This is a genomic window from Pseudonocardia sp. CA-142604, from assembly GCF_050948475.1.
GTDB lineage: Bacteria > Actinomycetota > Actinomycetes > Mycobacteriales > Pseudonocardiaceae > Pseudonocardia > Pseudonocardia alaniniphila.
The window spans coordinates 5,588,570-5,611,211 of the sequence record NZ_CP192045.1 but is presented as its reverse complement, the minus strand read 5'-3'; the positions used below and the strand labels follow the sequence as shown (position 1 = coordinate 5,611,211).

General features: G+C 71.8%; 22 protein-coding genes and 1 pseudogene. 14 read left to right on the top strand and 9 right to left on the bottom strand.

The features are described from left to right. Positions 1-144 precede the first annotated feature (144 nt). From shbA to ACQPZQ_RS25380, 6 genes are all read left to right on the top strand, one after another. Positions 145-879: an RNA polymerase sigma factor ShbA gene (gene shbA / locus ACQPZQ_RS25405; RefSeq protein ID WP_433284649.1), complete on the top strand. Its 735-nt coding sequence runs from the start codon at positions 145-147 to the stop codon at positions 877-879. A gap of 96 nt (positions 880-975) precedes the next feature. Then, a complete protein-coding gene (locus ACQPZQ_RS25400; RefSeq protein WP_433284648.1) occupies positions 976-1,386 on the top strand; it encodes a DUF948 domain-containing protein in 411 nt (136 codons plus the stop codon). Then, complete coding sequence (locus tag ACQPZQ_RS25395) at positions 1,383-1,694, top strand: hypothetical protein (RefSeq protein WP_433284646.1); 312 nt, start codon at positions 1,383-1,385, stop codon at positions 1,692-1,694. The genes ACQPZQ_RS25400 and ACQPZQ_RS25395 overlap by 4 nt, the downstream gene beginning before the upstream one ends. Positions 1,695-1,789: 95 nt before the next feature. After that, positions 1,790-4,450, top strand: a complete 2,661-nt coding sequence (alaS, locus tag ACQPZQ_RS25390) for an alanine--tRNA ligase (protein WP_433284644.1) — start codon at positions 1,790-1,792, stop codon at positions 4,448-4,450. A gap of 29 nt (positions 4,451-4,479) precedes the next feature. Continuing rightward, positions 4,480-4,905 (top strand): Holliday junction resolvase RuvX, encoded by a 426-nt coding sequence (gene ruvX / locus ACQPZQ_RS25385; RefSeq protein WP_433284643.1) that lies wholly within the window; start codon positions 4,480-4,482, stop codon positions 4,903-4,905. A gap of 107 nt (positions 4,906-5,012) precedes the next feature. Next, positions 5,013-6,215: an endolytic transglycosylase MltG gene (locus ACQPZQ_RS25380; RefSeq protein WP_433284641.1), complete on the top strand. Its 1,203-nt coding sequence runs from the start codon at positions 5,013-5,015 to the stop codon at positions 6,213-6,215. A 10-nt stretch (positions 6,216-6,225) separates the two neighbouring features. Here the strand turns inward: ACQPZQ_RS25380 and ACQPZQ_RS25375 are convergent, their stop codons facing one another. Then, positions 6,226-7,071, bottom strand: coding sequence for a spermidine synthase (locus tag ACQPZQ_RS25375; RefSeq protein WP_433284639.1), 846 nt, complete (start codon positions 7,069-7,071; stop codon positions 6,226-6,228). A 55-nt stretch (positions 7,072-7,126) separates the two neighbouring features. Beyond that, entirely contained in the window at positions 7,127-7,573 is a 447-nt protein-coding gene (locus ACQPZQ_RS25370) for a PPOX class F420-dependent oxidoreductase (protein WP_433284637.1), read from the bottom strand. 983 nt (positions 7,574-8,556) lie between these two features. Here ACQPZQ_RS25370 and ACQPZQ_RS25365 point away from each other — a divergent pair. Then, complete coding sequence (locus ACQPZQ_RS25365; protein ID WP_433284636.1) at positions 8,557-9,294, top strand: prepilin peptidase; 738 nt, start codon at positions 8,557-8,559, stop codon at positions 9,292-9,294. A 13-nt stretch (positions 9,295-9,307) separates the two neighbouring features. Further along, positions 9,308-10,480, top strand: coding sequence for a chorismate synthase (gene aroC / locus ACQPZQ_RS25360; RefSeq protein WP_433284634.1), 1,173 nt, complete (start codon positions 9,308-9,310; stop codon positions 10,478-10,480). 1,675 nt (positions 10,481-12,155) lie between these two features. Here the strand turns inward: aroC and ACQPZQ_RS25355 are convergent. Continuing rightward, entirely contained in the window at positions 12,156-12,530 is a 375-nt protein-coding gene (locus ACQPZQ_RS25355) for a hypothetical protein (protein WP_433284633.1), read from the bottom strand. A 249-nt stretch (positions 12,531-12,779) separates the two neighbouring features. Between ACQPZQ_RS25355 and ACQPZQ_RS25350 the strand changes: the two are divergent. The 3 genes and pseudogenes from ACQPZQ_RS25350 to aroQ all read left to right on the top strand — a co-directional run. Further along, a pseudogene (locus tag ACQPZQ_RS25350) lies at positions 12,780-13,256 on the top strand (shikimate kinase); the annotation flags it as partial. A gap of 345 nt (positions 13,257-13,601) precedes the next feature. Beyond that, entirely contained in the window at positions 13,602-14,684 is a 1,083-nt protein-coding gene (gene aroB / locus ACQPZQ_RS25345) for a 3-dehydroquinate synthase (protein ID WP_433284631.1), read from the top strand. Continuing rightward, positions 14,681-15,157 (top strand): type II 3-dehydroquinate dehydratase, encoded by a 477-nt coding sequence (gene aroQ / locus ACQPZQ_RS25340; RefSeq protein WP_433284629.1) that lies wholly within the window; start codon positions 14,681-14,683, stop codon positions 15,155-15,157. Before aroB ends, aroQ begins: the two co-directional genes overlap by 4 nt. A gap of 8 nt (positions 15,158-15,165) precedes the next feature. Here the strand turns inward: aroQ and ACQPZQ_RS25335 are convergent, their stop codons facing one another. The 5 genes from ACQPZQ_RS25335 to ACQPZQ_RS25315 form a co-directional block, all read right to left on the bottom strand. Further along, positions 15,166-16,650, bottom strand: a complete 1,485-nt coding sequence (locus ACQPZQ_RS25335) for an AbgT family transporter (protein ID WP_433299360.1) — start codon at positions 16,648-16,650, stop codon at positions 15,166-15,168. A gap of 140 nt (positions 16,651-16,790) precedes the next feature. Next, entirely contained in the window at positions 16,791-17,648 is an 858-nt protein-coding gene (locus ACQPZQ_RS25330) for an alpha/beta hydrolase family esterase (protein WP_433284627.1), read from the bottom strand. Then, positions 17,641-18,549 carry a creatininase family protein gene (locus tag ACQPZQ_RS25325; protein WP_433284625.1) on the bottom strand — a complete coding sequence of 303 codons (909 nt, stop codon included), beginning with the start codon at positions 18,547-18,549 and terminating at the stop codon, positions 17,641-17,643. Before ACQPZQ_RS25325 ends, ACQPZQ_RS25330 begins: the two co-directional genes overlap by 8 nt. After that, complete coding sequence (locus tag ACQPZQ_RS25320; protein WP_433284623.1) at positions 18,546-19,235, bottom strand: FadR/GntR family transcriptional regulator; 690 nt, start codon at positions 19,233-19,235, stop codon at positions 18,546-18,548. Before ACQPZQ_RS25320 ends, ACQPZQ_RS25325 begins: the two co-directional genes overlap by 4 nt. A gap of 93 nt (positions 19,236-19,328) precedes the next feature. After that, a complete protein-coding gene (locus ACQPZQ_RS25315; RefSeq protein ID WP_433284621.1) occupies positions 19,329-19,550 on the bottom strand; it encodes a DUF6458 family protein in 222 nt (73 codons plus the stop codon). 74 nt (positions 19,551-19,624) lie between these two features. Between ACQPZQ_RS25315 and ACQPZQ_RS25310 the strand changes: the two genes are divergently transcribed. From ACQPZQ_RS25310 to nusB, 3 genes are all read left to right on the top strand, one after another. Beyond that, positions 19,625-20,710, top strand: a complete 1,086-nt coding sequence (locus tag ACQPZQ_RS25310; RefSeq protein ID WP_433284619.1) for a M24 family metallopeptidase — start codon at positions 19,625-19,627, stop codon at positions 20,708-20,710. Between the two features lie 135 nt (positions 20,711-20,845). Beyond that, a complete protein-coding gene (efp, locus tag ACQPZQ_RS25305; protein ID WP_241038955.1) occupies positions 20,846-21,409 on the top strand; it encodes an elongation factor P in 564 nt (187 codons plus the stop codon). A 2-nt stretch (positions 21,410-21,411) separates the two neighbouring features. After that, positions 21,412-21,831: a transcription antitermination factor NusB gene (nusB, locus tag ACQPZQ_RS25300; RefSeq protein ID WP_241039138.1), complete on the top strand. Its 420-nt coding sequence runs from the start codon at positions 21,412-21,414 to the stop codon at positions 21,829-21,831. A gap of 127 nt (positions 21,832-21,958) precedes the next feature. Here nusB and bldD read toward each other — a convergent pair whose 3' ends face one another. Beyond that, entirely contained in the window at positions 21,959-22,441 is a 483-nt protein-coding gene (gene bldD, locus ACQPZQ_RS25295; protein WP_169397551.1) for a transcriptional regulator BldD, read from the bottom strand. Between the last annotated feature and the right edge of the window lie 201 nt (positions 22,442-22,642).

The window sequence follows — 22,642 nt, the reverse complement described above, 5'->3', positions numbered from 1 at the left end:
CCTGAGTACGACGGCACGACCCGCCACCACGCCCAACGGAGGGCAGGCGGCAGACGCGTCACACCGGTGAGGCGCCGGTGCAGGGAGGGGACCCAGCATGTTGTCTGTTGAGCGCCACGTCGTTGCAATCACAGGTGAAGCCCGATGAGCGCCCTCGCGGTGGCGGTCGACACGGGGGGATCATCCGGCCTGGTCCCGGCCCAGCGCGGGCCGGCAGAGCCGTATCGCGCCGTCCGACTACGGGCGGCAACGGAAAGCTCCACACAGGACGCGCAGGAGGAGGCCGCCGAGCCGGCACTGCTGGACCTCCTGGTTGCAGAGGCCGTGGCAGGAGAGCCGCGGGCGAAGGACAGGCTGCTCACGGCCATCCATCCGCTCGTGCTGCGCTACTGCCGCGGACGGCTCGGCCGCCAGGAGACCGTCATCGGGTCGGCCGACGACATCGCCCAGGAGGTCTGCCTGGCCGTCGTCAACGCGCTGCCCGGCTACACGATCAGAGGGCTGTCGTTCCGGGCGTTCGTCTACGGAATCGCAGCGCACAAGGTCACCGACGCGTTCCGGGCCATCAGCCGCAACCGCTCGGAGCCCATGGCCGACCTGCCGGACGTTCCGGCCGTGCACGACGGCCCGGAGCAGCACCTGCTCGCAGTCGAGCTCACCGAGCGTCTCGTGGGGCTGCTGTGCCATCTCACACCGCGCCAGCGCGAGGTACTGGTGCTGCGCATCGCGGTGGGGATGAGCGCCGAGGAGACGGCCCACGCCGTCGGCTCGACGCCGGGGGCCGTGCGCGTCACCCAGCACCGCGCGCTCAACCGCCTGCGCCGGATCCTGGCCGGCTTCTTCGTGGAGGACGGGGAGGAGGAACCGGACGAGGAGTGAGCCGCGGGAGATGCCGGGCCTCCAGCTCGTCCGTGACGGCCGGGGAGTAGCCTGTCCGCGATCAACTTCCGGTCGGACGGGTATGGGGGAGGCGTCGTGTCAGCAGGCCAGATCGCGGCACTGATCGCGGCTGGGGCCTTCGTGGTGCTCGTCCTGCTGCTGGCGATTCCGTTGCTGAAGCTGTCCCGCACGCTCGACGAGGCCACGATCGCCATCCGCAAGGCCCACGAGGGCAGCGCCCCGCTGCTGGACAACGCGCAGACCACACTGCACCAGGTCAACACGCAGCTCGAGCGCGTCGACGGCATCACCTCCAGCGCACGCACGGTCACGAGCAACATCTCCGTGCTCACGTCGTTGTTCACCGCCACTCTGGGCGGTCCGCTGGTCCGCGCCGCCGCGTTTTCCTACGGCCTGAACAAGGCCGTCAAGGCGCGGCGGGCGGGCCGCGATGCCGGCGCCCACTCGCGGCGCGGCCGCCTCGGACGTCGGAGGGGACGCCGGTGAGCAGGCTGTTCTGGCTCGGGCTCGGGATCGCCGCAGGCGCGTACGTCACGCGGCGGGCCACCGCCGCGGCCCACAGCCTCACCCCCGCCGGAGTCGGGGCCAACATCGCCGACGGGCTGCGCGAGGTCGGTGCCGGCCTCGGCGCGTTCGGCGCGGAGGTGCGGGCCGGGATGGTCGCGCGCGAGCAGGAGCTCACCGACCTCGTCGAACGCCGCACCGGTGGCGGCCTGCCGACGATGAGAGAAGCCATCTACGAGCCGTATCCTGTGGTGCGGCCGGGCGCGCGAGCGCGCAGGGCAGGGGAGTAGCGGCGCCGCTGCGCCCTCCCCTGCCGATCCGCGTCCCCGCCCCTGAGGGAGACTGGAGACGGCCTCCCTCGTCGTACCCACCAGGAAGCACCGCCGTGCAGACCCACGAGATCACCCGTCGCTTCACCGACCACTTCGTCGCCGCCGGGCACACCAAGGTGTCCAGCGCGTCGTTGATCCTCGACGACCCCAACCTGCTGTTCGTCAACGCGGGCATGGTGCAGTTCAAGCCGTACTTCCTCGGCGAGGTGCCGCCGCCCTACGCGCGCGCCACCTCTATCCAGAAGTGCGTGCGCACCGGCGACATCGATGAGGTCGGCCGCACCACCCGGCACAACACGTTCTTCCAGATGGCCGGCAACTTCTCGTTCGGCGACTACTTCAAGGCCGGCGCGATCGAGCACGCCTGGAACCTGATCACGAGCAGTCAGGACGCCGGGGGCTACGGCTTCGACCCCGACCGCATCTGGGTCACCGTGTACCGCGACGACGACGAGGCCGTCGAGCTCTGGCGGAAGATCGCCGGGCTGCCGCTGGAGCGCATCCAGCGCCGTGGCGGCAAGGACAACTACTGGGACATGGGCGTGCCCGGTCCGGGCGGTCCCTCGTCCGAGATCTACTACGACCGGGGGCCCGAGCACGGCCGCGAAGGCGGGCCCGAGGCCGACGAGGACCGGTACCTGGAGATCTGGAACCTCGTCTTCATGCAGGACGTCCGCGGCGAGCTCAGCCCGAAGGACGGGCATCCGCCCATCGGAACGCTGCCGCACAAGAACATCGACACGGGCATGGGAGTCGAGCGGGTCGCGTACCTGCTCCAGGGCGTCGACAACGTCTACGAGACCGACCTCGTGCGCCCCGTCATCACCCGCGCCGAGGAGTTCTCCGGCCGTCGCTACGGCGTCGACGCCACCGACGATGTCCGGTTCCGGGTGATCGCCGACCACGCCCGGTCCGGCGTGATGATCATCGGCGACGGTGTCACACCCTCCAACGAAGGCCGTGGCTACGTGCTGCGCCGGCTGCTGCGGCGCATCGTGCGCTCGTCGCGGCTGCTGGGGGTGAACGAGCCGGTGCTCCGGTCGTTCGCCGAGGTCGTGCGCGACGAGATGGCGCCGACCTACCCGGAGCTCGTCAGCGGCTTCGAGCGGATCTCCGCGGTCGTCGAGGCCGAGGAGGAGGCGTTCCTCGCCACGCTCAGCGCGGGCTCGCGCATCTTCGACACCGCCGTGGCGGAGACGAAGCGCAGCGGCGGGCTCGTGCTGCCCGGGGACCGGGCGTTCCAGCTGCACGACACCTACGGATTCCCGATCGACCTCACCCTCGAGATGGCTTCCGAGGCGGGCCTCGAGGTCGACCAGGACCGCTTCCGCACGCTGATGAACGAGCAGCGCTCCCGGGCCAAGGCCGACGCCGCCACGCGCAAGGTCGGCCACGGCGACGGGTCCATCTACCGCACTGTGCTCGACACCCACGGCGTCACCGAGTTCCTCGGCTACACCGAGCTCAGCGCCGAGGCCACGATCGTCGGCCTGCTCGTCGACGGCGTGCCGGTGGCGGCCGCGCGGGAGGGCGAGCACGTGGAGGTCGTGCTCGACCGCACCCCGTTCTACGCCGAGGCGGGCGGCCAGCAAGCCGACACCGGTGAGCTGCGCGGGGCGTCGTTCACCGTGCGCGTCGACGACGTGCAGTCGCCGGTCGCCGGGCTGCGGGTGCACCGCGGCGTCGTCGTCGCCGGTGAGGTGCCGCTCGACGCCGCCGTCGTGGCCGAGGTCGACCGGTCGCGGCGTGCGTCGGTGTCGCGGGCGCACACCGCCACGCACCTCGTGCACGCCGGCGTTCGTGGCGCGCTGGGCACCGCCGCCGCACAGGCCGGCTCGCTCAACGCCCCCGGCAGGCTGCGGTTCGACTTCACCTCGCCCACCGGTGCCGTCCAACCGGCCGCGCTCGCCGAGATCGAGGACGAGGTCAACACGGTTCTGCAGCAGAACCGTGAGGTCGAGGCCTACGAGACCACGATGGACGAGGCCAAGCGCCTCGGCGCGATGATGCTCTTCGGTGAGAAGTACGGCGACCGCGTTCGGGTGGTCGACATGGGCGACTACTCGCGCGAGCTGTGCGGTGGCACCCACGTCGGGCGCACCGGTGAGATCGGCATGATCAAGGTGCTGTCGGAGGCCTCGATCGGTTCCGGCGTGCGACGGGTGGAGGCGCTCGTCGGGCTCGACGCGTTCCGCCACCTGTCGAAGGAGCACCTGCTCGTCTCCACGCTGGCCGACCAGCTGAAGGCGCGTCCCGAGGAGCTCCCGGAGCGGATCAACGGCCTGATCGAGCGGCTGCGCACGGCCGAGCGCGACCTCGAGAAGGTGCGTGCCGACGCGGTGCTGGCCTCGGCCGGGGCTCTCGCCGCGGGCGCCGAGGACATCGACGGGGTCTCGCTCGTCGCGGTGGCTGCACCCGACGGGGTGGGCGGCAACGACCTCCGTGCGCTGGCCTCCGACGTCCGAGGACGGCTCGGTTCCCAGCCGGGGGTCGTCGCGTTGTTCTCCGGCGACGGCGAGAAGGTCTCGTTCGTGGTGGCCACCACGGCTGCCGCCCGCGACCGCGGTTTGGCTGCCGGCGCGCTGATCCCCACGTTCGCTGCGGCCGTCGGTGGCCGGGGCGGCGGCAAGGCGGACCTGGCGCAGGGCGGTGGCACCGACCCGTCCGGCATTCCGGACGCCGTGCGGGCTCTGCGTTCGGCCCTGCGTAACTGACCGGCGGACCCAGACGTGACGGTGGCGGTGTGAGGGGACGACGGCTCGGCATCGACGTCGGAGCGGTGCGCGTGGGGGTTGCTCTGTCCGATCCGGACGGAGTGCTGGCCACGCCGCTCGTCACCGTCCCGCGCGACGTCGCGGGCGGCAGCGACCTGACGGCGATCGCCGGGCTGGTCGCCGAACACGAGGTCGTCGGCATCGTCCTGGGGCTGCCACGCACGCTGGCCGGGCGCGAGGGGCCTGCTGCTGAGGCGGCGCGCGACTTCGCCGCCGGGCTGGCGTCCGTCGTGGATGTGCCGGTCGAGCTGTCCGACGAGCGGCTCACCACGGTCGTCGCCACCCAGCAGCTGCGTGAGCGTGGTGTGAAGGGCCGCAAGCAGCGCGCGGTGGTCGACCAGGCCGCTGCTGTGGCGATTCTGCAGGGCTGGCTGGACGCCGCGCGCCGTCGCTGACCCGGCTCTGCGGGCTCCTCGGAGCCATCGATACTGTCGGAACCGTGACCTCGGACGGTTGGGACCAGGGAGTACCGCCTCACCACAGTGGTGCAGCGGACGACTCGGTGGCAACCGGACCCATCGGTGTGTACCCGGGCCCCCAGGACGAGCCGCCGCCCCGACGGGGGCGGCAGCGGGCCGCCACCCGCCGACGGCGCCGGAGCGGCGGCGTCCTGCTGCTCGCGGTGCTCCTGCTGCTCGGCGCCATCGCGGGTGGCGGCTACTACGTGTTCTCGTCGGTGTTCTCCACACCCGACTTCGACGGTGACGGCACCGGTTCGGTCATCGTGCAGGTGAAATCGGGCGACTCGACCACCCAGATCGGCAGCACCCTGACCCAGCGCGGGGTGGTCGCGGGCGTCCAGGCGTTCAACGAGGCCGCAGCAGAGGACAGCCGGATCCGGTCGGTCCAGCCGGGCTACTACCAGATGCGGTCTCGGATGTCGGGGGCGTCGGCCGTGGCGCTGCTGCTCGACCCGGTGTCGCGGGTGGGGCAGCTGGAGATCCGGGGAGGGGTGCAGCTCGATGACACCCGCGCGCCCGACGGCACGGTCGCCCCTGGCGTGCTCAGCCTGATCTCGAAGGCCAGCTGCTACACGGTGGACGGCACCCAGCAGTGCGTCTCGGTCGACGCGCTGCGCGCAGCGATGGTCGACACCGACCCAGCGGCGCTCGGTGTTCCGGCGTGGGCGCTCGAAGGCGTCGAGAAGGCCGACCCCGCCCGCAGGCTGGAAGGCCTGCTGATGCCAGGCATCTACAGCGTCGAGCCCGGCGCCTCGGCCGTGGACGTACTGCGCAGCCTGCTCGCCACCTCGGACACGCGCCTCGAGGCCTCCGGCCTGGTGTCGGGTGCGCAAGCCATCGGATCTTCCCCGTACGACGTGCTGACCATCGCCTCGCTCGTGGAGAAGGAGGCCATCACCCCCGACATGCCCAGGGTGGCGCGGGTGATCTACAACCGGCTCGGGGCCGGTCAACGCCTCGAGCTCGACTCGATGGTGAACTACCCGCTCGACCTGCAGGCCCTGCGCACCACCCCCGAGGACAGGGCGCGCCCCGGCCCCTACAACAGCTACGTCGTGGCAGGCCTGCCGCCCACCCCGATCGCCGCGCCCGGCGCCGAAGCGATCAAGGCGGCCCTGGAGCCGACCCCGGGGCCGTGGCACTTCTTCGTCCGCTGCCAGAAGGACGGCACCTCGTGCTTCGCTGCGACCTTCGCCGAGCACGCGGCCAACGTGGCGGAGGCACGCGCCAACGGCGCGTTCTGACGCCGGATCGTCAGGCCGGCGGGCGGCCGAAGAACCCCGGCGGGGGGAGCGGTGACGGGGTTGCCGCGCGGTCGGAGGGCGGGCAGGCGTCCGCAGCGAACCGCCGGATGTCATCGCCGGCGAGCACCGTGGCGGGGAACGGGTCGCCCGCCGCTCGTCGCACCAGTCCGTCCACGGGGAGCTCGGCCGCGCTGCCGATGAGCACGAGGTTGCCGAAGCGCCGCCCGTGCAGCACGTCCGGCGAGGCGAGTACCGCCACGTCGGCGAACCGCGCGACGGCGGCGGCCACCTGGCTCCGCGCGAACCGGAGATCCCCGCCGTCGGCGACGTTGGCCGCGTACACGCCGTCGGGCGCGAGCGCGGCCGCTGCCGACTCGAGGAACTGCGTGGACGTCAGGTGGGCCGGGGTGCGGGCGCCGGCGAAGACGTCGAGCACGAGCAGGTCGACCGAGCCGGGAACGGCCCGGGTGAGCATGGCCCGCGCGTCGCCGACGACCACGTCGATCCCGAGCCCGTCGGCCGGCAGCCGGGAGGACACGAGGTCCACGAGGGCGGCGTCGACCTCGATGACCTGCTGCGTGGACCGCGGCCTCGTGGTGGCGACGTAGCGAGCCAGGGTCCACGCCCCGCCGCCGAGGTGCAGCACCCGCTGCGGCATCGCCTGCGGCGCCATCAGGTCGACGACGTGGCCGAGCCGGCGGACGTACTCGAACTCCAGGTGCGTCGGATCGTCGAGGTCGACGTGCGACTGCGCGGTGCCGTCGAGGAGCAGCGTCCAACCCTGCGGCCGGTCGGGGTCGCCCAGTAGTTGGGCATAGCCATGATCGACCTCGGCGTCCACTACCGCGCGCGCCACGCGCTCCCTTCGTTCCGGTCGCCCGCTCACCCCTCGATCCTGCTCCCTCGGCCCGTCAGCCGGTGGGCCGGGCCCAGCCGTAGACGTGGTCGAGCCGCAACGTGAGCATCACCCGGCCGTCGGCGACCATGGCCGCGCGGTACTCGTCCCAGTTGGAGTGCTCGCCGCGCAGATCGCGGTAGTAGCCCACCAGGGCCTCGACCGTGTCGTCGTGGGGTTCGGTGGCCACGGGGCTGAGCTCCGCAACGCCCTCGCCGACGACGTAGCCGCCGTAGTCGGCCCGGCTCACGTGATAGGTGGCGCGAGGGTCGCGGCGGAGGTTGCGCGTCTTCGCGCGGCCGTCGGTGATGGAGATGCGCAGCGTCCTCGATTCGAGGTCGAAGGCGTGGGTGACGACGGACGACTGTGGCCGGCCATCCCGTTTCAGGGTGATGAGGATGCCGTTGGGCTGCTGGGTGAACAGCTCGAGCAGGGCGGGGTCGATGGTCGTGCTCGCCGACATGCTTCTCCTCGGATCAGCGGACGTGACCACCGGATCATGCCAACGTTCCCGGACGCCGTGGTCGTGCCCGGAGCGTGGTTGTCCACCTCGTGAGCCAGTCATCCACAGATCCGGGCGGGCGGTGGTGGGCGCACCCGGCCGCCCCGACGATCACGGTGTGGTGAATGACGAGCGGTGCGGCAGCGGTGTGGCTAGCCGACCGATGGTGCGGGGCGTGAGACGGCGCTCGCGGCGGTGGCGGGGTTCTGGGCACCGGCCGCGTCCGGTTCGGTCCTGGGCGGTGCTGGGCGCTGTGAAGGCGGTGGCTCGCGCTGGGCACTGCGGGGGAGGGAGGGCCCCGGCATGTGGCGGTGCGGCGGTGCGGCGGTGCCGCGGGCGGCGTGGCCTGCGCCGCGGGCGGCGAGGGCGGTCGTTCGACGTGAGCGGTGTGGGGAAGGGCCGGCTCAGTCCCGGCCCGGCGGGTCTCAGGGCGAGGTCGCCTCGGTGCGCACCAGGTGAGGTCCGCGGTGTCGGGGGAGCGCCGGCGATGCCCGCGGCGGCCCGGTGGTGCTCGGGGGCAGCGTCGAGTGCATTCGACACGGAGGGTGTCACGGGCAAGGCCGCCCAGGTGTGTAGCGGTGTTGCGGGCGGCGCGGATGTGGTCGTTCGAGGAGCGCGGTGTCAGGGGCTGCTTGCTCACTCCCGTGGCGGCCCGCTGCGGTTCGAGGGGTGGCGTCGAGTGCATTCGACATGGCGGGTGTCACGGCGAGGTCGGCTCGGTGCCTGGCGCTGCTGGGGTGGTGTCGAGTGAGCGGTGTCAGGGAGCGCGGGCGCGCAGTCCGTGGCGGGCGGTCCGGTGCGGTCCCGGGGGCAGCATCGAGTGCGCTCCACCGGGAGGTAGCGGGGAAAGGCCGGCTCGGTGGGTGGCGGTGCCGGGACGGTCGTGGGCTCAGGTTGGGTCGTGGGAATGGAGGGCCGGTCCGGTGCGTGAGGGTGTCGGGGCGGTGAGTCGGCTGTCGGTGGGTGCATCGGTGGCCGGCCTAGCGGCGTTGGTGGTCGTGGTGTTCCGGGCGCTCGACGTGGCAACCGTGGGGGCTGCGGGGATCTGTGCCGGGGTTGCCGGTGCAGCGGCCGGCGGTGTCGCGCGGCATCTCCTGGGGCGGCTGCGGCGTGGCGCACGGATTCCGCCGCCATGGTGCGAGATTGCGGTGGGCGTGTTGTGGGCGGCCGTCGCCACGGCCTCGGCGGGCGGTGTCGTCCCGGCGGTGTGGGTGCCCGTGCTTCTCGGACTCGCGTGGTTCGGCGTCGCGGCCGGTGCGGTCGACCTGGCGCACCGCAGACTGCCCGACGCGCTGACGCTTCCGGCGCTCCCCGCCGCCTTGCTGCTCCTGCTTCCGTTGGGCCCCACAGCGGTCCTGCACGGGCTCGCCGGTGCCGCCTTGGCCGTGGGGGCACACGGTGCCGTCCATCTGGTGGTCCCGCGCGCGATGGGCGCGGGTGACGTGAAGCTCGCAGCCCCGCTCGGCGCCGTGCTGGCGGCCGCCGGATGGCCTGCGCTCGTTCTGGCGGCGCTCCTGGCCGCGGTGCTCACCGCGGTGCTGGGCATCGTCGGCATTGCCGCCCGCAGGCTGGGGCATCGAGCGGCGCTGCCGCACGGACCGTCGATGCTCGCGGCCACCTGGCTGGTCACCTCGTGGCTGGCAGCTGTGGGTGCGGCAACGGCTGCTGATGCAGGGGGGTGAGAGAATCGGCAGCGTGTTGCGTTGGATCACCGCAGGGGAGTCTCACGGTCCCGCGCTGGTCGCCGTGCTCGAGGGCATGGTCGCCGGTGTCGAGATCACCACCAAGGAGCTGGCCGCCGAGCTGGCCCGCCGCCGCCTGGGTTATGGCCGGGGGGCGCGGATGAAGTTCGAGGCCGACGAACTGGAGGTGATCGGCGGGCTGCGCCACGGGGTCACCCAGGGCGGCCCGGTCGCGGTGCGGATCGGCAACACCGAGTGGCCCAAGTGGGAGACGGTGATGGCCGCCGACCCCGTCGACCCCGAGCTGATCGCGGGCCGGGCCCGCAACGCGCCGCTCACCCGGCCGCGTCCCGGGCACGCCGACCTGGCCGGAATGATCAAGTACGGCTTCGACGACGCCCGTCCGGTGCTCGAGCGCGCCAGCGCCCGGGAGACGGCCTCGCGGGTGGTGCTGGGCACCGTGGCCAAGGCCTTCCTCGATCAAGCGTTCGGCGTCGCCATCGTCTCCCACGTCGTCGCGCTCGGGGCCGCCGAAGCGCCCGACGACGAGCAGCCCGGTCCCGACGACCTGGAGCGGGTGGACGCCAGCCCGGTCCGGGCGTACTCGGAGGCCGCCACCGCGGCGATGGTGGCCGAGGTCGACGCCGCGCAGCGCGACGGCGACACCCTCGGCGGCGTGGTGGAGGTCATCGCCTACGGCCTGCCCGTCGGGCTGGGCTCGTACGCGCAGTCCGACCGCCGGCTCGACGCCCGGCTCGCTGGTGCGCTCATGGGCATCCAGGCGATGAAGGGCGTCGAGATCGGCGACGGGTTCCGCACCGCTCGCCGCCGGGGCAGTGCGGCGCACGACGAGATGATCCCCGGCGACCCGGTGAAGCGGCTGTCGAACCGGGCCGGAGGCATCGAGGGCGGCATGTCCAACGGCGAGCCCGTCCGCGTGCGGGTGGCGATGAAGCCGATCTCCACGGTGCCCCGTGCCTTGCAGACGGTGGACATTGCGACCGGAGAGCCCGCTGAGGCGATCCACCAGCGCTCCGACGTGTGCGCGGTGCCCGCGGCGGGCGTGGTGGCCGAGGCGATGGTTGCTCTTGTGCTGGCCGACGCCGCGCTGGAGAAATTCGGCGGCGACTCGCTCGCCGAGACCCGCCGCAACCTCCGCGCCTACCGGGACGCCGACCACCACTGACCGCTGACGGGCTCGTGCCTGGGAGCCGGGGAGTCCCCCCGGCCCCCACAGCCCCGAGTGCCCGGCCTTGATCATTGGTTGGGGCGCGGCCACAGCGCGGTATGCGGCTGGCGGTCCTGAATTGGTGGTCTTGATCGGCGAGCAGCGCTGGATTGCGCCCGGTGGGTGGCGGGTGTGTGTCGCGGCTGTGGGAGGCCGGTTCCTGTCCGCAGCGTCAGGTGCCCGGCCTTGGTCATTGGTTGGGGACCGGCCATCGCGCGGTATACGGCCGGCGATCCCGAAGTGATGATCTTTGCTGGCGGGTGGCTCTGGATTGCGGCCCCGCGGGTGGCGGGGGTGTGCGGCGGCTGTGGAGGGTCGGTTCCTGTCCGCAGCGTCCGGTACCGGCCTTGATCATCGGCTGGGGGCCGGCAACCGTGCCATATGCGGCTGGCGGTCCCGAATTGGTGATCTTGATTGGCGGGTGGCGCTGGATTGCGCCCGGTGGGTGGCGGGTGTGTGTCGCGGCTGAGGGGGCTGGTTTCTGTCCGCAGCGTCAGGTGCCCGGCCTTGGTCATTGGTTGGGGACCGGCCACCCACGCAGTATGCGGCTGGCGGTCCCGAACTGATGATCTTGATGGCGGGCGGCTCGGGAATTGGCCCCGCGGGTGGCGGGCGTGTGCGGCGGCTGTGGAAGGTCGCTCCTGTCCATAGCTTCATGCGTCGGAGCATGATCATCGGCTGGGGAGCGGCCACGGCGCGATATGCGGCTGGCGGTCCTGATTTGGTGATCTTGACAGGCGGGCAGCGCTGAACCTGCGGGTTGAGGCGGTGTCCGTCCGCCGGAGCGATCGGGTGACCGAGCCAGGACTGGTCCCGGATCCCAGTTCGGCTCCGTGGTCCTGAATGGGACGCAGCTGGCGGCGGGCTGCTGGCCGTCCTGGGGCGGCGGGGGCCGTGTTGTGGGCGGGTCGTGGTGGCCCGGTCCCTCGCTGCAGACCTGCGAGCCCGGTTGATCATCAATTGCGGCCCGGCAACCGCCTCATAAGTGGCTGAGGGTCCCGAATTGATGATCTTCGTCGGCGGGTGGCCCCGGCTTCTGGTCCTGATCACCAGTTGTGGGCCGGCGACCGTGTTCAGTGCGGTTCTGCGTCCCGGTCCGGTGATCATGGATTGCTGCGGTGCCTGCTGGTTTGGTTCGCGGGCCGTGGCGCGGGTGTCCGGCCCTGAGCTCTGGGCACGCGGCGGGTCTCGCCGGCGGTGGGCTGCCAGGCTCGGTGTGGTTCGGCGCCCTGTGTGTCCGAGTACCGACCCCTGGCTGGTCCTGGTGGCCCCAGGTCCCCACCTCGGCCCGAGTGCCGGGCTTGATCATTGGTTGGGGACCGGCAACCGCGCCATAGGCGGCTGCGAGTCCCGAATTGATGATCTTCGCCTGGGGTTGGCCGCGTGACGGTCCTTGATCGCCAGTTGTGGACCGACGACCGTGGTCAATGCGGCGGTGCGTCCCCAATCAGCGATCATGGATATGCGCGCACCGGGCCCGGGACCGATGATCGTGCCAAAGCGGCCGCGGGTTCCGTCGCGACCGCCAGCCTCTCGATGTCGTGATTTCACTCGATCCGGTGATTATCAGGTCGCCGGCACCGCAGTAAACCGTACGCCGTACGGGCCCTCGATCGGCTTTACGACCGGGGACCTACCGTGCCGGGTCCTCCGGCGGCGGCGTCCGTCCGCCGCCCCTGCCCTCGAAGAACTGTGGGCGCCGGTGCAGCCGCCCGCGCCGGGTGGCGGAGTGGAATGCGGCAGCCACGTCGGAGCCGGAGGGTGGCGTGCGGGGCTCCGGCTCGGCGTCCTCCCGGGGGGCTGCCTCAGGAGGGGCAGGTGCCTGTGTGGTGAACGCGGCGAAGGGCGTGCCTGCCTCGTTGTTTCCCGGGTTGCGCAGCTGCGGCTCCAGATGGGCCTGTCGGCGCCGTCGGGGGAGGGGGAGCTGCTCGCGCGCCGGTGGTGGCGGGTCATCCCCGGTACGCAGCACGGGAGGCTTGTCCTGGTGATGGCTCAAACGGCGGTCCACCGGCCGCCGTGCTCCGCCGCCGGATGTCCCCCGACCGCCCTGTCCGCCCCCGACGTCGTTCATCCAGCACTCCGATCGCGCATCCCCACGTGCCGTTTCCGCACAATCCGGCAAAGCCGCAGAGATCGCAGGTATTCGCCGCAGTGATCGCAGGGTATCGGGCCCCCATGGTCGTTCTACCAAGGGCCTCCATGAACATCTGCGGCAGTCACTACCCTGAGGCCGGTGAGTCTCGATAGACGTCCCACGATGGTCATCGTCGGTCCGCCGGGCGCGGGCAAGACCACCGTCGGCCGGGTGCTTGCACGGCGGCTCGGTGTGGAGTTCACCGACGTCGACGCCCTCATCGTCGAGCGGGCCGGGAAGCCGATCGCCGACGTCTTCCTGCAGGACGGGGAGGACGTCTTCCGCGCCATGGAGCACGAGGTCGTCATCGAGGCTCTGGCCGGCACCGACGGCGTGCTCGCGCTGGGTGGTGGCTCTGTGCTCGCGGCAGCCACCCGCGAGAAGCTGCGGGACCACCGGGTCGTCTACCTCACCGTCGGGCTCGCGGACGGGCTGCGCCGCACGGGCATGTCCACCGCGCGCCCGCTGCTGGCCGGGGTCAACCCGCGGGCCACGTTCAAGGCGCTGCTCGACGCGCGTGCCCCGCTGTACCGGGAGGTTGCGACGGTCGAGGTCGAGACCGACCGGCGCAGCGCCAACCAGGTGGCGCGGGCGGTGCTGGTGGCGCTCGGGGAGCTGCCGGCGTCGGCGCCCGAGGAACCGGTCGACCCTGACGACCCGTTGGACCGGCCCACTCCGCACGAGAGCGCCATGCTTCCCGATCCCGGTGTGCTCCCAGGGGCCGGTCTGCAGCCCTGAGCGCGCCCGCCCGGTGCGTCAGTGTGGGGCCGGGCCCTCAGTAGGGTGGCGGCGTGAGCGAGCTTGCGAGCGAACTATCGGGCACGGCAGCTCTGCGAGCGTGGTCGGCGGGCGTCAGCGAGGTGGTGGCGTGAGCGGGCTTGTGAGCGATCCATCGGACACAGCAGCTCCGCGAACGCGGCCGGCGAGCGTCAGCGAGGTGGCGGCGTGAGTGAGACCGTACGGATCGAGGTGGCCGGCGAGCGGCCGTATCCCGTGCTCGTGGGCAGGGATGTGCGGGCCGAGCTCGCGGGCACCGTGGCGGGTCACGGCGCCACCGTCGCGGCGCTCGTGCACCAGCCGGCGCTCGCCGAGCTCGCCGAGGAGTTGCGCGGTGAGCTCGCCGCCGCCGGTGTCGACGCCCACCGTGTGGAGGTGCCCGACGCCGAGGACGGCAAGGCGCTCGCGGTGGCCGGGTTCTGCTGGGAGGTCTGCGCCCGCATCGGTCTCACGCGCACCGACATGGTCGTGTCCCTCGGCGGCGGGGCCGCCACCGACCTCGCCGGCTTCGTGGCCGCCACCTGGATGCGCGGGGTGCGGGTGATCCACGTGCCCACCACCCTCCTCGCCATGGTCGACGCGGCGGTGGGCGGCAAGACCGGTATCAACACCCCGGCCGGGAAGAACCTCGTCGGAGCGTTCCACGAGCCGTCGGCGGTGCTCGTGGACCTGGCCGTGCTCGACACGCTGCCGCCCTCCGAGCTGGCCGCGGGGAGCGCGGAGATCGTGAAGACCGGGTTCATCGCCGACCCGGTGATCCTGGACCTGTTCGAGGAGGATCCCGTCGCCGCGCTGGACCCTTCCGGTGACGTGCTGCCGCAGCTCGTGCGTCGCTCGATCCAGGTGAAGGCCGACGTCGTGGCGGCGGACCTGCGCGAGTCGCACCTGCGGGAGATCCTCAACTACGGCCACACGCTGGCCCACGCGATCGAGCGACGCGAGGACTACCGCTGGCGCCACGGGGCGGCGGTGAGCGTCGGGATGGTGTTCGCCGCGGAGCTCTCGCACGCGGCGGGCAGGCTCGACGACGCCACGGTGGCCCGGCACCGCGCGATCCTGCAGTCGATCGGCCTGCCGGTCGCCTACGTCTCCGGAGTGCTGCCCGAGCTGGTGCAGACGATGCGCGGGGACAAGAAGACGCGTGGGGGGAAGCTGCGGTTCGTCGTGCTGGACGGGGTCGCGGCACCCGGTCGCCTGGAGGGGCCGGCGCCCGAGCTGCTGGAGAAGGCGTACGCGGCGGTGTCCCAGTGAGCGATGTGCCAGTGAGCGATGTGCCCGTGAGCGACCTGCGGCCCGTGCTCGTGCTGAACGGGCCGAACATCGGCCGGCTCGGTACCCGGGAACCCGCCCTCTACGGCGCAACGACGTACGCCGACCTCGTGGCCCTGTGCAAGCGCACGGGCGGCGAGGTCGGCCTGGCCGTCGAGGTCAGGCAGACCGACCACGAGGGAGAGCTGCTCGGCTGGCTGCACGAGGCCGTCGACGCCGCCACCCCCGTGGTGCTCAACGCCGCGGCGTGGACCCACACCTCCGTGGCCGTGCGCGATGCGTGCGCCCAGCTCACGGCCCCGCTGGTGGAGGTGCACATCACCAACGTGCACGCCCGTGAGGAGTTCCGTCACCACTCCTACATCTCGGCGGTGGCGAGCGGAGTGATCGTCGGGCTCGGTGTCGACGGCTACGCGCTCGCGCTGCGCTGGATCGCGGGGGCCGCGCAGGCCTGACGGCCCGGCTACCGCACGGGCGCACCGGGCCCGAGCGGGATGCCGATCCACCACCAGGCCAGGAACAGCAGGGTCCACACCACGGTCATGGCGACGGCCAGCGGGAGCGTGTAGGACGCGAGCGTCCCGATGCCGGCGTTCTTGCGGTAGCGCTGCAGGAAGCCCAGCGCCATGACGAAGTAGGGGCTCATCGGCGTGATCGCGGTGGATCCCGAGTCGGCGATCCGGAACAGCGCCTGGGTGGTCTCCGGCGGGACGGCCACGAGCATCAGCATCGGGACGATCACCGGAGCCGACACGGCCCACATCGCCGAGCCGCTGGTGACCATGATGTTCACCAGCGTCAGAAGGACGAGGATCAGCAGGAACACGACCACGATGGGCGCGCCGCTGGCCTGCAGTGCCTCGGCCGCCTCCACCGCGATGACGTCGCCGATGTGGCTCCAGTCGAAGTAGGCGAGGAACTGGGCGATCGCGAAGAAGAGGACCAGCACCGGGGCCATCTGCTTGATGCCCTGCAGCATCAGGTTCGGCACGTCGCTCGCTTTGGTGATCGAGCCGGATCGCCTGCCGTACACGATGCCGACCAGGCCGAAGAGCAACGCCACCACGGCGGCGATCCCGTCGAGCAGCGGGGAGTCCACGATGCTGCCGCCGTCGCCGCGCAGTGGCGACGAGACAGGCACCATCACGAGCGTCAGCACGATGAGCGCGGCCAGCAGGGCGGCCAGCGCCCGGCGCACGCCGGAACGTTCCGCGGCGCTGAGGCTGAGCGAGCCGATGTCCTCCAGGTCGGCGTCGGGGTCGGCGTCGAGGTCCGGCCGGCGGCTGAGCACGAACTTCGTCACCAGCGTGATCACCACGGCGAGCACGAGTGAGGAGGCGATGTTGAAGAACCAGTTGCTGAGCGGGGAGACGTACGCGTCGGGATCGACGATCCGGGCCGCCGCGGTGGTGATGCCGGCGAAGATCGCGTCGTTCGGGGTGGGAACGGGGCTGGCGTCGTATCCGGAGGCGATGGCGGTGTAGGCGACGACGATGCCGAGGATCGGGGACCGGCCCACGGCGCGGAAGGCGAGGCCCCCGAGCGGCACCAGGATGATGTACGCGGCCGCGGAGGCGACGTGGGCCACTGTGCCGGCGAAGGCGACGGCGAAGACCACCCACGACGCCGACACCCGCGAGACGCTCACCCGCATCAGCGCGGCCAGGAAGCCGCTGCGCTCGGCCACCGCGACGCCCATGATCACCACGACGATGGTGGCCATCGGGGGGAACGACGCGAAGTTGTCGACCATCGTGGAGACGGCCATGGCCAGACCGTCACCGCTCAGAAGGTTCCGAACGGTGACGGTCTCCCCGTCGCTCGGCGACACCACCGACACGCCGATACCGGCGAGCACGGCGCTGGCGACCGCGAGGATCCCGGACAGGATCCAGAACAGCCAGAACGGGTGGGGCAGGGCGTTGCCGACCCGCTCGATCCCGCCCATCGCGCGGATGATCAGTGGTAACCGGGGCTCTGCAACCTTCACAAGCGTTGCGGGGGCGCCGGAGTCCTCGGGGACTCGGGTGGTCATGGCGTCTCCTCGATCGATCACCGTCGGCGATGGGCGGGGTCGTGCGAGCGGGGTCAGCTCGCGGGCAGCCGGAACCGGCTGAAGAACTGCCAGATCAGTTCGTGCGCCTCGATGGTCTGGGTGGTGACGCCACCGCCGCTGTGGACGTCAGCGCCCGGCCAGGTGTGCCCGCCGCCCTTGACGGCGACGTGGCGGACCTCCGCCCCGCCCTTGCAGCCCGTCCAGCGCGACTCCGTGACGTCCGCCCCGAGGCTCTTCTCGACGGGCTTGGCGTTGCACCCGTCACGCTTGGCCCAGGCCGCGACCCAGTCCGTGATCGCCGGAAGGTCCCGGTCGGCGTCGCCGCCGTACGGGATGGTCGCGTCGGCGGTGCCGTGGAACTCGATCACCGGCACCGGGCGGGACGGATGGCAGAAGTTGCCGGTCTGTCCGTAGAAGGCCCCCGCGACCGGAGCGATGGCGGCGAACCGGTCGGCCATGCGGCAGGCGAGGATCCCGGTGAAACCGGAACCGTTGGACTTCCCGGTGGCGTAGACCCGCTGCTTGTCGACGCACAGCGTTTTCTCGAGCGAGTCCAGCAGGTCCCCGGTGAACGCGACGTCGTCCACTCCGGCCGCGGCGTAGGGCGCGCCCTGCCACGCCTGACGGTCTCCGCCCCCGGTGCCCACCACGCCGTTGGGGTAGGCGACGACGGCCGGGAGCGTCGAGAGCTTGGAGAACTCCTCCGTGCCCGCACCGGTGTTGCCGCGGCCGTGGAACGCGATGATCAGCGGCCACGAACTCTTCGCGCTGTAGTCCTTCGGCAGATGCAGCTGGTAGGTCCGGTCGCGCCCGCCGCTGTGGATCGTGTGCAGGACGCTGGTGCCGGGCTTCTGGTCCGGCGACGACCGGCACCCGGCGGCGTCACTCATCGCTGGTCGGGGTGGCGGCGACGCCATTGCGGGCGGGGCGAGAAAGCTCCCCATGAGGGCGAGTCCCGCCAGGGCGGCCCCCAGCACTCCGACGATACGAGTTGTCCTGCTTCCCATCGTTGCCTCCTTCGATCTCGGTGGTCAGCCACTCCTCGACGAAGGCGACGATCCGGCGCACGACGGCGTCGACGATCGCTGCCCCGTCATCGGAGGTGGCCCGCCGCGGATCGCCCAGCACGCCGTTCGCGCTGAGCAGGTCGTAGCGGGCGGTCAGGGTGGGAGCGCTGCCACGCAGCGCCAGCCCGGCGAGCGGACCGAGGCCGGCGCGGGAGTGGGCGCCCGCGACGAGTCGGTCCTTGTGCACCAGGTGGGGAGCCAGGAAGAGCATCTGGGCTGTCTCTGCCTCGCCGCTGTGCCCGTGCACCTCGCTGATCTGCATCCCCGCGATGACGTCGGAGGCGAGCGCTGTGATGGGAGTCCAGGCGAACTGCAGGTCGGGATGGGTGGTGAGCAGGTCCTGGGCGACGGTGGTGAGGGTGGCGTTGTTGCCGCCGTGCCCGGTGACCACGAGCACCTTCCGCCAGCCGTGGCGGTACAGGCTGTCGGCGTACTCGCGTACCAGCGCGGCGAAGGTCGTGGTGGTGAGGGTGACCGTGCCGGAGAAGCGGGCGTGGTGGGGGGAGACGCCGACGGGAAGCGGTGGCCCGATCACGGCCCGCCCGCCCAGTTCGGCGACCACGTTCTCGACCACCGCCTCGGCGCGGATCTGGTCGGTGGCGAGCGGCATCCCGGGCCCGTGCTGCTCGAAGGCCCCGGCCGGGATGATCACGACAGGGCTCGCGGTCACCGCCTCGGCCGCTTCCACCGTGGTCATGTCGCCCAGCCGCATCGGTCGGCTCACTCGCCCGACCGGGGGAGATCGGTGGCCGCGATGACGTCCCGGATCGCCATCAGGTGCTCGCGCGTGATGCGCTCCGCGGCCTCCTCGTTGCCGCTCCGGACGGCGTCGAGGATCTGGACGTGCTCGGCGTGGTCGCGCTCCCGGTCGTCGTACCGGTGCCGGATCTCGATCTGGTCCAGTGCCCGGACGTGCATCAGCGCTTCGAGCGTCTCGCGCAGCAGCGCGTTGCCGCTCGCGGTGGCGAGTGCGACGTGGAAGTGCACCGCAGGACGCACGTCGCGCACCGGGGGCTGCAGGGCGTTCGTGACAGCCGCTTCCAGCTGCCGCACGCCTTCCTCGGCGCGCGTGCGTGCGGCGGCCGCGGCGATGGCGGGCTCCAGCACGAGGCGCGCCTCGACGAGCTCGAGCACGGTCTCCCGGTCGATGCGCGGTCCGTGCGGATTGGCCAGCAGCCTGCGGTGGATGCCGGGGCCGACGTAGGTGCCCGAGCCGTGCCGGAACTGCACGACGTCGGTGGCTTCGAGCCGGCGCAGCGCCTCGCGAAGCGTCGGCGTGGTGACGTCGAGGCGGCGGGCGAGATCGCGCGAGGGGGCGAGCGCGTCGCCGGGGCCGAGGCGCTCGGCGCGGATGATCTCGACGATGTCGTCGGATAGTTGCTCGGACAGGGTCCGCTCGGCGCGAGGCATTAAGTGACTAAATCACTTAGCCGCTTCATGGTCAAGACGGCGAGCGGATCAGGCCGTGTGACGCCCGCCGGAGCGGGGCCGGTACTCCGAGGATCAGTACCGGTGGTCGTGGACGTGCGGCGGATGCACCTCGTCGCGTGTGATCACCGGGCGGCTCTGCCGGGCGATGAGCAGGCTGGCCACGAGTCCGACGATGCCGACCACGGCGAGGATCCAGCCGATGAGCTGAAGGTCGAGGCCCCCGAGGTCGACCCGGACGGCGAGGGCCAGAATCAGCCCGATCGCGATCAGGCCGATGCTCGTTCCGATTCTCATGGTCACCACGTACCCCGTGATCGCCGCGCGGACACATCCGCGGACGAGCGCAGCGGTGGTCGTAAAGTGCGGGGATGTCCTCCTCGTCGCGCCGCGCCGCCCTGCGCGAGCTGCTCCCTGCTGCCGGCGTCGACGCGGTGCTCCTGACCGACCTCGTGAACATCCGCTATCTCACCGGGTTCACCGGGTCCAATGCGGCGCTGCTCGTGCACGTGGACGGCGACTCCCACAGCCGCCTGTGCACCGACGGCCGGTACCGGGTGCAGGCCGCAGCGGAGGTGCCCGACCTGGAGACCGTGATCGACCGGCCCTGTGCCCTCGCGCTCGTCGCATGGTGTCGTGAGTGGGGCGTGGACCGGCTGGGGTTCGAGTCCGACTCGGTCACCGTCGACGGCCACGCGGCGCTGGTCGAGGCGGGCGGCGGCGTGGAGCTGCACCGAGCGCCCGGGCTCGTGCAGCGGCTGCGCACGGTCAAGGACGACGGGGAGATCGCCACGCTGCGGGCGGCCTGCGCCGCGGCTGACGCGGCCCTGGCCGACCTGATGGCCGCGGGCGGCCTGTGCCCGGGCCGCACCGAACGGCAGGTCGCGCTCGACCTGGAGAGCCGCATGCGCGACCACGGAGCCACCGGTCCGGCCTTCGAGACGATCGTGGCGGCGGGCGTCCACTCCGCGGTGCCCCACCACAGCCCCACGGACACCCAGCTGCGAGCCGGCGACCTGGTGACGCTCGACTTCGGGGCGCTCGTCGACGGCTACCACTCGGACATGACCCGCACCGTCGTGCTCGGCCCCGCCGCTGCCTGGCAACGGGAGATGTACGAACTCGTCGCGGCGGCGCAGGCCGCCGGTCGCGCGGCGCTCACCCCGGGCACCGCGACGTCCGATGTGGACGGTGCCGCGAGAAGCGTGGTGGACGCGGCCGGCCGGGGTGCCGAGTTCGTGCACGGCCTCGGCCACGGGGTGGGACTGCAGATCCACGAGGCGCCGGCACTGGCGAGAACCGGCACTGGCGCGCTGGCAGCGGGGATGGTGCTGACCGTCGAGCCCGGTGTGTACGTCGAGGGGCGAGGCGGGGTGCGGATCGAGGACACCCTCGTCGTCCGCGACGGCGAGCCGGACCTGCTCACCCGCACCAGCAAGGAACTGTTGGAGCTCTAGCGGTAGGCTTGCCGCGGACGACGGCGCGATCAGGCGCCGCTCACTTCAGCACACCCCGGCGCGTTCACGGCACTCCCGCACTGCGGAACCCTCGAGCCGACGACGCCCCCGTAGAGACGCAGGAGAATCCCGCACGTGGCCACCACGAACGACCTGAAGAACGGCTTGGTGCTCAACCTGGACGGCCAGCTGTGGTCGGTCACGGCGTTCCAGCACGTGAAGCCGGGCAAGGGCGGCGCCTTCGTGCGCACCACTCTGAAGAACGTGCTCACCGGGAAGGTCGTCGACAAGACCTTCAACGCCGGCACGAAGGTGGACACCGCCACCGTCGACCGGCGGGACATGACCTTCCTCTACCGCGACGGCGCCGACTTCGTCTTCATGGACGGCGACACCTTCGACCAGATCCCGATCCCCGAGGGCACCGTGGGCGACGCGGCGAACTACCTGCTGGAGAACCAGTCGGCGATGGTGGCGCTGCACGAGGGCGTCGCGCTGTACGTCGAGCTGCCCGCGTCGGTCGAGCTCGTGATCTCCCACACCGACCCGGGCCTGCAGGGCGACCGGTCCACCGGCGGCACCAAGCCCGCCACCGTGGAGACGGGCGCCGAGATCCAGGTGCCGCTGTTCGTCACCACCGGCGAGAAGGTCAAGGTGGACACCCGCGACGGGCGCTACCTCGGCCGCGTATCAAGCTGATGATCCGGGCGCGGACGAGGGCTCGTAAGCGGGCGCTCGACATCCTCTTCGAGTCGGAGGCGCGGGGCGACGACCCGCTCGCGGTGCTCACCCAGCGGCGCGAGACCGACGACGCGCCCCCCGTCTCCGACTACGCCGCGATGCTCGTGGAGGGCGTCGTGGAGCACCGGGATCGCATCGACCAGTTGCTGGCCGAGCACGCCGAGGGCTGGACGGTGGAGCGGATGCCCGCAGTGGACCGCACGCTGCTGCGCATCGGGGTGTTCGAGCTGCTGTGGGTGGACGAGATCGACGACCCGGTGGCGATCACGGAGGCCGTCGAGCTGGCCCGCACGCTGTCCACCGACGACAGCCCGCGATACCTGAACGGGGTGCTGGGGCGTATCGCCGACATCGCAGAGCACCTGCGCGCCACTCGCTGACCAGCGGCAGCGGACGAGCGCGTGGAGCCCCGCCCGGCGCACTACACAGTTGCGCCGGTGTGCATGCACCCGGAGCCGTGACGACCGCAGCCCATCGGCGCCCGCGCGCCGATGGGCATGGGGCGGGTTATGCGGTGGGACGGGCCTCGGGTGGGAGCACGCCCCACTCGATGAGCTGGTCGGTGAGCTCGCCCGGCGTCATGTCGTAGATGATCGACAGCGACCGCAGGTCCTCGGCACGGATCGAGAGCACCTTGCCGTTGTAGTCGCCGCGCTGGCTCTGGATGGCGGCTGCGTAGCGTGCCAGCGGCCCGACCTTGTCGGCAGGCAGCTGCTGCAACCGCTCCAGGTTGATGACGATCTTCGTGGCCGGCTCGGAACCGGAGGGAACACGGCCCTCAGGAAGCAGCTCGGCGACGGGCACGCCGTAGAAGTCGGCCAGTTCGGCCAGCTTCTGCACGGTGACCGCGCGGTCGCCGCGCTCGTAGGAGCCCACCACGACCGCCTTCCAGCGGCCACCGGACTTCTGCTCGACGCCGTGGAGCGACAACCCCTGCTGCTGCCGGATGGCCCGGAGCTTGCCGCCGAGCGCTTTGGCGTAGTCGCCCATCTGGCGACCTCCTCACTTGCTGGTTCATCGGCCGCGGGACCGAATTCGTACCGGTGGTGCGGGTGTCGTCCGACGCGTCGGTGGTGCGCCGGGTCCCGTCCCGAGGTGGTGCCCCCCGCAACCGCGGCCACCCTGGGAGCAATCAATCAATACGGAGAGTAATCATGCGCTCGCGTGGCCGATCGGTCAAGTTGCCTGCCC